Below are 8,089 nucleotides of genomic sequence, written 5' to 3'. Positions count from 1 at the left end.
CTCGATGCTGTGCTCAACAAGACCGGCGATCATCCGCAGGCGGGCAAGCCCTGGGCTGGTTTTGATGCGACGACAACTCTGCTGCGCTCGGACTTCGGTGTGGGTGCATTTGCCCCCTTCGTCAGCGACGAGGTTGAGGTGATGATTTCTCTGGAAGCCATGAAGGCCGAGTAATCTGCCGGACATTTTACCTGATCCGAATGCAAAGCCGCGCAGTTCCTGCGCGGCTTTTATTTTTTCATCCTGGCCCTTCGGGCGGTCCCGCCCTGAGCGGGCGATACGTCAGCCTGTCAGGCACCGTCCGGGTCGGCAGTCGGGCAAAATACCCGGGCGCAGATGATGCGCTGTTTTTCAGGCGCGGTTTTTGTCAGACGCCGAAGAGGCTACTGTCCTGGTGCGCCTCAGGTCGCTTCGCGCGCCGTCAGCGCAATCGTGACACCGACCGAAAAACCGAGCGAGCTTTCGTCTTTCTGACTGTCGCCGATGTTGTAATCGCGCCTGTCGAGTGTGGTGCTGCCCTGCATGACGGCTGTGCCGTCGGTGATATCGAGTGTGAAGGGAAGCTGCACTGGCACGGACTTGTCCCGGATAGTCACAGTGCCATCGGCCAGATAGCCATCCGGCCCTGCGATGATCCCGGCTGTGAAACTGGCTGTCGGAAAGCTTTCAGCGTTAAAGAAATCCTCGCCCATCGCCTGAGAGGTGACCGACCCCAGCGTGAGCGAGCCGATGGAGATCGTCACATCAACCGATCCTGCCGGCCCCTCTGCAACGGTTTCGTCAAAGCTGATGGCAGCCGTCCAGTCGGCAAAGGAGCCGGTTACTTCTGAGCCAAGCTGTGTAACGGTGATGGACAGGGTGCCGTCCTCTACCGCCCAGTCAGACTGCACATCCTCAAGCGCTGCCGCCTGCACGGTTGCGCCGTGTCTTTCATAGAGCCCGAGAACGGATCCTGTCCCCAGCGCGCCGGCCCAGATGACGACGGCGGCGATAAGCGGCAGCGCGATGTGATGGTTGCTTTGCAGATCCGGGACCGCCGGACGCCCGGGCAGCATGCGGCGCAGGGTGCTGTCGCGGTCAATGAAATGGTGTTTCAGCGCGCCCGCGACGTGCAGCAGGACGGAAAATGCCAGTACCCGTTCAAAAACGATGTGCAGCCCGGCAGTGACCGCCGCCAGCGGTTCTGATTCGGGCACCATCGGCAGGTTTTGCCCCAGCGGCCACCAGACCGGCGCAAAACCTTCGGTCGCGGCATGGTGAATCCAGCCGGTGAGCGGCACCAGCAGTAATGAGCCATAGAGCAGCCAGTGCACGGTTTCCGCCGCCAGGCTTTCCAGTTTGCGGTCAGGGTGCAGCAGCCCCGGCTTGGGCTGGCTCAGCGCCCAGGCGATACGCGCAAGTGCGACAAAGAAGACCGTAACCCCCAGCGTTTTGTGTAAGGAGAAATACCAGGCCTTGCGTGCCAGTTCTTCTGAGGTGTCGTAAGGCAGACCGTTGGCAAAGATGCCCAGAGGGATAAGCGTCAGTATCAACAGCGCAGTCAGCCAGTGAAACGTCTTGGTGACGGCACCGTAATGGCGTGTGGTATTGGCAAGGGTCATCCGGCAGGTCCTGACTGATCAGCAATTGTACCCTGTGAGAGTAACCGCCCGGAGCAGGGCGGCAAGGGCGCCCCGCGCACAATGAATGCGCAGAAACGCGGTCAGGTCAGTCGAGGCCTTCGGGCCTGCGCAGAGTTGCTCATGGCTGCCGGTCAGGCTAAGCCGGGACGACGACAGAATAACAGGGGGATTTTATGAGCATTGCATTCGTGTTTCCGGGCCAGGGGGCGCAGACCATCGGCATGGGGCAGGCGCTGGCCGCAGAATGGCCGGCGGCACAGGCGGTTTTCGATGAGGTCGATGACGCGCTTGGAGAAAAGCTCAGCGACCTCATCCGGGAGGGCGATATCGAGACGCTCACACTGACGGAAAACGCCCAGCCTGCGCTGATGGCGACTTCGATTGCGGCGCTGCGGGCGCTGGAAGCCGAAGGCATCGGGCTCGACCGTGTTTCTTATGTAGCGGGCCATTCGCTGGGGGAATATTCAGCGCTGGCCGCGGCCGGGACCTTTTCCTTGGCCGATGCCGCGCGGTTGCTGCGGACACGCGGGCGGGCGATGCAGAAAGCCGTTCCGGTCGGTCAGGGTGCGATGGCGGCAGTGCTTGGTCTCGGTTTCGACACGGTGACGGAGATCGCCGAGAAGGCTGCCGAAGGACAGGTCTGTCAGGTTGCCAATGAAAATGACCCCGCACAGAATGTCGTCTCTGGCGACAAAGAAGCGGTGGAACGTGCCACGGTGCTCGCCAGAGAGGCCGGAGCAAAGCGTGCCTTGTTGCTGCCCGTGTCTGCGCCCTTTCACTGTGCGCTGATGGCGCCTGCGGCAGAGGTGATGGCCGCAGCGCTGGAAGAGGTGCAGATGAATGCACCAAAGGTTCCGCTGGTGGCAAATGTTCTGGCCGAAGCCGTGAACGAGCCGGCGAAGATCCGCGATCTGCTGATCCGCCAGGTGACCGGGCAGGTCCGCTGGAAAACGTCCGTCGAGTGGATGGCAGAGCAGGGCGTCACATCGTTTTGGGAGATCGGCGCGGGCAAAGCCCTGAGCGGCATGATCCGGCGCATCGCCAAAGAAGCAGAAACACGCAACATCGGCGCGCCCGATGACATCAAAGCGGCCCTCGGGGCCTGAGCAGGAGAGTAATTTTTATGTTTGATCTGACGGGGAAAAACGCGCTGGTGACGGGCGCATCGGGGGGTATCGGAGCGGAAATCGCGCGCGTGCTGCACGGGGCCGGCGCGACCGTCGGTCTGTCGGGTACCCGCACCGAACCGCTGGGGGCGCTTGCCGCTGAGCTTGGTGAGCGTGCCCATGTGCTGCCCTGTAATCTCGGCGACAGTGAGGCCGTGAACGCCTTGCCGAAACAGGCCGCGGAAGCGATGGGATCGGTGGACATTCTGGTGAACAACGCCGGCATTACGCGCGACAATCTCTTTATGCGTATGTCGGATGAAGAGTGGCAGTCAGTGCTGGACGTGAATCTGACGGCGACCTTCCGCCTGTGCAAAGGCGTGATGCGCGGCATGATGAAAGCGCGCTGGGGCCGGATTGTGAATATTTCGTCTGTGGTCGGGGCCACCGGCAACCCCGGCCAGGCGAACTACGCAGCCTCCAAAGCCGGTATGGTCGGCATGTCCAAAAGCCTTGCTTATGAGGTCGCAAGTCGCGGGATCACGGTCAATGCTGTGGCTCCGGGTTTCATCGAAACAGCAATGACCGGTAAACTGACGGACGACCAGAAAGCCGGGATCATGGGTCAGATTCCGGCTGGCAGGATGGGCACACCTGACGAAATCGCGTCGGCCGTGCTCTTTCTTGCAAGCGCAGAAGCTGCTTATGTGACCGGTACCACCTTGCATGTAAACGGTGGGATGGCCATGTTATAGGCCAGTTCCGGGGTGCTTCCGGGAGGAGCGCACAATCGTGTTTGCCATCCCTGCCGCTTGTGTTAGAGGGAGCGCAGACCGGAACAGGCGGGCCGGAAGGGCCGCAATACCGCCCGGTACCGGACAGTGTTTCACTGCGCAGGTCCGGACAAAGAGCCGCCCCTTTTGGGGCAAACGCGTGATCATCCGGGCCCTGTCCGGACCGCTGCGCAACCAAAGGGGGCCTGAGACACTGGCCCGAAAGAATGAGGGATTACTATGAGCGACGTCGCAGATCGCGTTAAGAAAATCGTTGTCGAGCACCTGGGTGTTGAAGAGGACAAAGTCACCGAAAACGCGTCGTTCATCGACGATCTCGGTGCGGACAGCCTCGACACAGTTGAACTGGTCATGGCATTCGAAGAAGAGTTCGGTATCGAAATCCCCGATGACGCGGCCGAAACAATCCAGACATTCGGTGATGCAGTTAAGTTCATCTCTGAAGCTTCCTGATCCCGGACAGGGCTTTTGCCCGGTCTGTGTCAAGTTCCGGCGCCTTTCCCTGCGGAGAGGCGCCTTTTTTCTGCAAAGGCACATCAGGGGGTTGAACTGATGCGCCTGGTTACGCAATGATTCCACTCAGAGAGCGAAAAGCTCCGCTTTGAGATCTGAGGCCAGTAAAATGTCGCGTACGATACCCACCATCAATACGCAGCGTCTGACCCTGCGCGGCATGCGCGCGGAGGATTTCCGGCGATTTGCCGAAATCTGGTCGATGCCCGAAGTTGTCGAATTTATCGACGCCGAGCCCTGGCCGCGCAGCAAAGCCTGGGCGGCTTTTCTGCGTCATGCGGGGCACTGGCAGATTACCGGGTTCGGACAATGGGCCATCCATCGCCACCGTGAAGCGGAGATGTCGGGTCAGGTCGGTTTTTTTTATGCAAAACGCGATCTGGGCGAGGATTTCGATGATTTCCCTGAAGCCGGATGGGTGCTGGCCCCCGAGGAGCATGGCAAAGGATACGGGATCGAGGCCGTGAAGGCGGCACATGACTGGTTTGACCGCGTGGTTACGGGGCGGCTGGTCTGTATGATCGCGCCCGAAAATGAACGCTCGCTCACTATTGCGGGAAAAATGGGGTATGTTGCACTGCGCGATGCGGTGCATGACGGCGACGCGGTGAAACTGCTGGCGCGCAAAGGCCCGCCGCAGTGAGCGGCGCGCCAGGGCCCTGTGCCTTGTGCTCTTGCACAGAATAAGCTGCTCACTGTATGGGGGAGCAACAAACTGAGAGGGATATGGCGATGCGCAGAGTAGTTATCACAGGCCTTGGCCTGGTGACACCTTTGGCAGACGGCGTGGAGGAAAGCTGGTCGCGCATTCTGGACGGGCAGTCGGGCGCGGGACCGATCACCGGGTTTGACCCGTCAAAGCTGGTGACACAGTACGCCTGCGAAGTGCCCCTTGGCGACGGCAGTGACGGCACGTTCGATGCCGGCAAATACATGGAACCCAAAGAGCAGCGCAAGGTCGATACCTTTATCCTGTTTGGCATGGCCGCCGCACAGCAGGCCGTCGAGGATGCCGGCTGGCAGCCTGAGGATACTGAAAGCCTTGAGCGGACCGGCGTGCTGATCGGCTCCGGTATCGGCGGGCTTAATTCCATCGCCAATACCGCCATTATGATGGCCGAGAAGGGGCCGCGGCGCGTGTCCCCCTTCTTTGTGCCCGGCGCTCTGATTAACCTGATTTCCGGTCAGGTCAGCATCCGGTATGGCTTCAAGGGCCCGAACCATTCGGTCGTGACGGCCTGTTCCACCGGGGCGCATGCGATTGGCGACGCAAGCCGGCTTATTCAGCATGGCGACGCCGATGTCATGATCGCCGGAGGCGCTGAGGCCGCGATCTGTGAGATCGGGATTGCGGGCTTCAATGCCTGCAAAGCGCTCAGCACCAAACGCGGCGATGATCCTCAAAAGGCCAGCCGCCCTTATGACGCCGACCGCGACGGGTTCGTGATGGGCGAAGGTGCGGGCATTGTGGTGCTGGAGGAATACGAGCACGCCAGAGCGCGCGGCGCGAAGATCTATGCCGAAGTTCTGGGGTATGGCCTCTCGGGCGACGCTTATCATATCACCGCGCCGTCCGAGGACGGAGAAGGCGGCGAGCGGTCCATGCGCAACGCGCTGCGCAATGCAGGGCTGGAACCCGCCGATGTGGATTACATCAACGCGCACGGCACTTCGACAATGGCAGATACGATTGAACTGGGCGCTGTCGAACGTCTGATGGGCGATCATGCGGGCAATGTGACGATGTCTTCGACCAAATCCGCAACCGGGCACCTGCTGGGCGCTGCCGGTGCTATCGAGGCGATCTTTTCCATCCTCGCAATCCGCGATCAGGTGGCCCCGCCGACGATCAACCTTGACAACCCGGCGGTGGAGACACCGATCGATCTTGCGCCCAACGCCAAACGAGAGCGTAAGATAGATGTGGCGCTGTCGAACTCGTTCGGTTTTGGCGGCACCAATGCGAGCGTTGTTTTCGGGAAAGTCAGCTGATGTGGCGACATATCGCGTCTAATGCAGTGACGGCGCTGATTGTGCTGCTGTTTCTGGCCGGCGGTCTGATCCTCTGGGGACAGCGGCAGTTTACCGGCCCGGGACCGCTCACGGAGGCGATCTGCCTGCAGGTGGAGCGTGGCACGAACATGCGCCGGGTGAGCACGGACCTGGAAGAACAGGGTGCCGTAGGTTCCGCTGCGATTTTCCGTATGGGGGCGGATTACGCTGACAAAGCCTCGGAACTTAAGGCCGGTAGTTATCTGGTAGGACCCGGTGCGTCGATGGAGGAGATCGTTGGGCTTGTGACCCAGGGCGGTGCAAGCACCTGTGGCACCGAAGTGGTTTATCGTGTGGGCGTGAGCCGTGTCGGTGTGCAACTGCGCGAGCTTGATCCAGAAACCGGACGTTTCGAGGAAATGGCGGAGTTCAACCCTGCCGAGGACGAAACGCCGGATATCTATACGGACCGGAAGGCCAAAGCAGGCACACGGTTCCGCGTGGCCCTGGCCGAAGGCGTGACCAGCTGGCAGGTTGTTGAAAGCCTCAAAGCGATGGATGTGCTTGAGGGCGAAGTTGAGTTTCTGCCCGAAGAAGGGTCTCTTGCTCCTGACAGCTATGAGGTGCGTCCGGGCGATGCCCGCGCCGATGTGATCGCGCGTATGCAGGCCGCGCAGGAGACAAGGATCGCCGATGCCTGGGCCGCGCGCAGTCCCGGGTTGCCAATAGAGACGCCCGAAGAGCTGCTGGTGCTGGCCTCGATCATAGAAAAGGAAACCGGCGTGCCCGAAGAGCGCGGTCAGGTCGCAAGTGTATTTGTGAACCGCCTGAACCGCGGCATGCGTCTGCAGACCGACCCGACAGTGATCTATGGCGTCACTGAAGGACGGGGTACGCTGGGGCGCGGTCTGCGCCAGAGTGAGCTGCGCCGGGAGACGCCCTGGAACACCTATGTGATCGACGGATTGCCGCCCACCCCGATTGCCAATCCGGGCACAGCCAGCCTTGAGGCTGCGGCACAGCCACCTGAGACGCCTTATGTGTTCTTTGTGGCCGATGGCACGGGCGGGCATGCTTTTGCCGAAACCCTTGATGAGCACAACCGCAACGTGGCCGCCTGGCGCGAGATCGAAGCCGAAAGCCGGCAACAGAGCCAGTAAGCGGGCTGTGAAGCGCGCGGCCGGACGGGTCGGGGTAATGTGCACCTGTGATCGTTATAAATCAGGGAATTCAGTCACTGAACCGCTTGTGCACAATGATAAGAGACCCGTTGGTTTAGGAAGTCGTTAACCCCACCGTACGGTCAACCGTTTGAGTTGACGTGGTTTTTTCTTGACTCTGCGCGCGGTCTCCCGTATAACTTGTGGCATGCTAGAAGAAGTGGGCAAACGACCCCGGGGAGACCCCGACGGGTCGTTTTTTCGTTTCTCTCGTGCGGAGACGACGCGCATGAGAGGTAGAAACCTGAATGACTTTACTGACCCAAGAGCACGTAGCGTCGCAATCCGAAGATCTTCTGAATTCGGTAATCGGATCCATTAAAGAACTGCGTAAAGAAATCGAGGACCTCAAAAGAAAGGTCCGCGCAGGTGAAGGTCTGGATACGACGCAAGACAGCAGAACAGTGGCTTCCGCGAGGGCGCTCCTGAGAACCTGCCAGGAAGTGGAGAACCGCCTTGTCGAATGCCGTAGCAAATCCAGTGGTATTGCCCGGGGAGGGTACGCCCTCGATCTCGAAAAAGCGAGGCTTGAGATCGGGTGCAAGCTGGATCGGCTCCGCTGCACGCGAGGTGCAGGACAGCTTTCTGAATGAACTCAGCGAGGGAGAGCTTCTGGCTCTCCCTTATCTCTTTGAATTCTGGGCGATGGAGCATCAGCTTCCGCCCGTCGGCGACTGGCGCTCATGGGTGATCATGGGTGGCCGGGGTGCCGGTAAAACACGTGCGGGTGCCGAATGGGTGCGCGCGCAGGTCGAGGGCGCAAAGCCGCTCGATGAGGGCCGGTCGCGCCGTGTGGCGCTGGTGGGGGAGACCATCGACCAGGTCCGCGAAGTGATGATTTT

General features: G+C 60.6%; 9 protein-coding genes. 8 read left to right on the top strand and 1 reads right to left on the bottom strand.

Annotated features, from left to right (window positions below; genetic code table 11):
- Window positions 1–174 (top strand): YceI family protein (locus Q0M35_RS15635; RefSeq protein ID WP_295316944.1); only part of this gene is annotated, 174 nt, incomplete at its 5' end.
- 227 nt (window positions 175–401) lie between these two features.
- Here Q0M35_RS15635 and Q0M35_RS15630 read toward each other — a convergent pair.
- Window positions 402–1,601, bottom strand: a complete 1,200-nt coding sequence (locus tag Q0M35_RS15630) for a cytochrome b/b6 domain-containing protein (protein ID WP_295316942.1) — start codon at window positions 1,599–1,601, stop codon at window positions 402–404.
- 194 nt (window positions 1,602–1,795) lie between these two features.
- Between Q0M35_RS15630 and fabD the strand changes: the two genes are divergently transcribed.
- From fabD to Q0M35_RS15595, 7 genes are all read left to right on the top strand, one after another.
- Window positions 1,796–2,728 (top strand): ACP S-malonyltransferase, encoded by a 933-nt coding sequence (fabD, locus tag Q0M35_RS15625; protein ID WP_295316939.1) that lies wholly within the window; start codon window positions 1,796–1,798, stop codon window positions 2,726–2,728.
- Between the two features lie 17 nt (window positions 2,729–2,745).
- The gene (gene fabG / locus Q0M35_RS15620) at window positions 2,746–3,483 is read left to right on the top strand and encodes a 3-oxoacyl-[acyl-carrier-protein] reductase (protein WP_295316937.1); all 738 of its coding nucleotides are present in this window, start codon (window positions 2,746–2,748) and stop codon (window positions 3,481–3,483) included.
- 258 nt (window positions 3,484–3,741) lie between these two features.
- Complete coding sequence (locus Q0M35_RS15615; protein ID WP_005982462.1) at window positions 3,742–3,975, top strand: acyl carrier protein; 234 nt, start codon at window positions 3,742–3,744, stop codon at window positions 3,973–3,975.
- Between the two features lie 169 nt (window positions 3,976–4,144).
- Window positions 4,145–4,678 (top strand): GNAT family N-acetyltransferase, encoded by a 534-nt coding sequence (locus Q0M35_RS15610; protein ID WP_295316928.1) that lies wholly within the window; start codon window positions 4,145–4,147, stop codon window positions 4,676–4,678.
- Window positions 4,679–4,767: 89 nt separating this feature from the next.
- Window positions 4,768–6,027 (top strand): beta-ketoacyl-ACP synthase II, encoded by a 1,260-nt coding sequence (fabF, locus tag Q0M35_RS15605; protein WP_295316926.1) that lies wholly within the window; start codon window positions 4,768–4,770, stop codon window positions 6,025–6,027.
- Entirely contained in the window at window positions 6,027–7,187 is a 1,161-nt protein-coding gene (mltG, locus tag Q0M35_RS15600) for an endolytic transglycosylase MltG (RefSeq protein ID WP_295316924.1), read from the top strand. The genes fabF and mltG overlap by 1 nt, the downstream gene beginning before the upstream one ends.
- A 588-nt stretch (window positions 7,188–7,775) precedes the next feature.
- Window positions 7,776–8,089, top strand: a 314-nt coding sequence (locus tag Q0M35_RS15595; RefSeq protein WP_366519674.1) for a terminase family protein, incomplete at its 3' end; no start/stop codon positions are given.

The sequence above is a fragment of the Roseobacter sp. genome (genome assembly GCF_024639605.1).
GTDB lineage: Bacteria > Pseudomonadota > Alphaproteobacteria > Rhodobacterales > Rhodobacteraceae > Roseobacter.
The sequence above is the reverse complement of the archived record's forward strand: the minus strand, read 5'-3'. Positions and strand labels throughout refer to the sequence as shown.

Bases quoted from the DNA above. Each gene is read 5' to 3' on its own strand.
- Q0M35_RS15630 (WP_295316942.1), bottom strand. From the start codon at position 1,601: ATGACCCTTGCCAATACCACACGCCATTACGGTGCCGTCACCAAGACG.
- fabD (WP_295316939.1), top strand. From the start codon at position 1,796: ATGAGCATTGCATTCGTGTTTCCGGGCCAGGGGGCGCAGACCATCGGC.
- fabG (WP_295316937.1), top strand. From the start codon at position 2,746: ATGTTTGATCTGACGGGGAAAAACGCGCTGGTGACGGGCGCATCGGGG.
- Q0M35_RS15615 (WP_005982462.1), top strand. From the start codon at position 3,742: ATGAGCGACGTCGCAGATCGCGTTAAGAAAATCGTTGTCGAGCACCTG.
- Q0M35_RS15610 (WP_295316928.1), top strand. From the start codon at position 4,145: ATGTCGCGTACGATACCCACCATCAATACGCAGCGTCTGACCCTGCGC.
- fabF (WP_295316926.1), top strand. From the start codon at position 4,768: ATGCGCAGAGTAGTTATCACAGGCCTTGGCCTGGTGACACCTTTGGCA.
- mltG (WP_295316924.1), top strand. From the start codon at position 6,027: ATGTGGCGACATATCGCGTCTAATGCAGTGACGGCGCTGATTGTGCTG.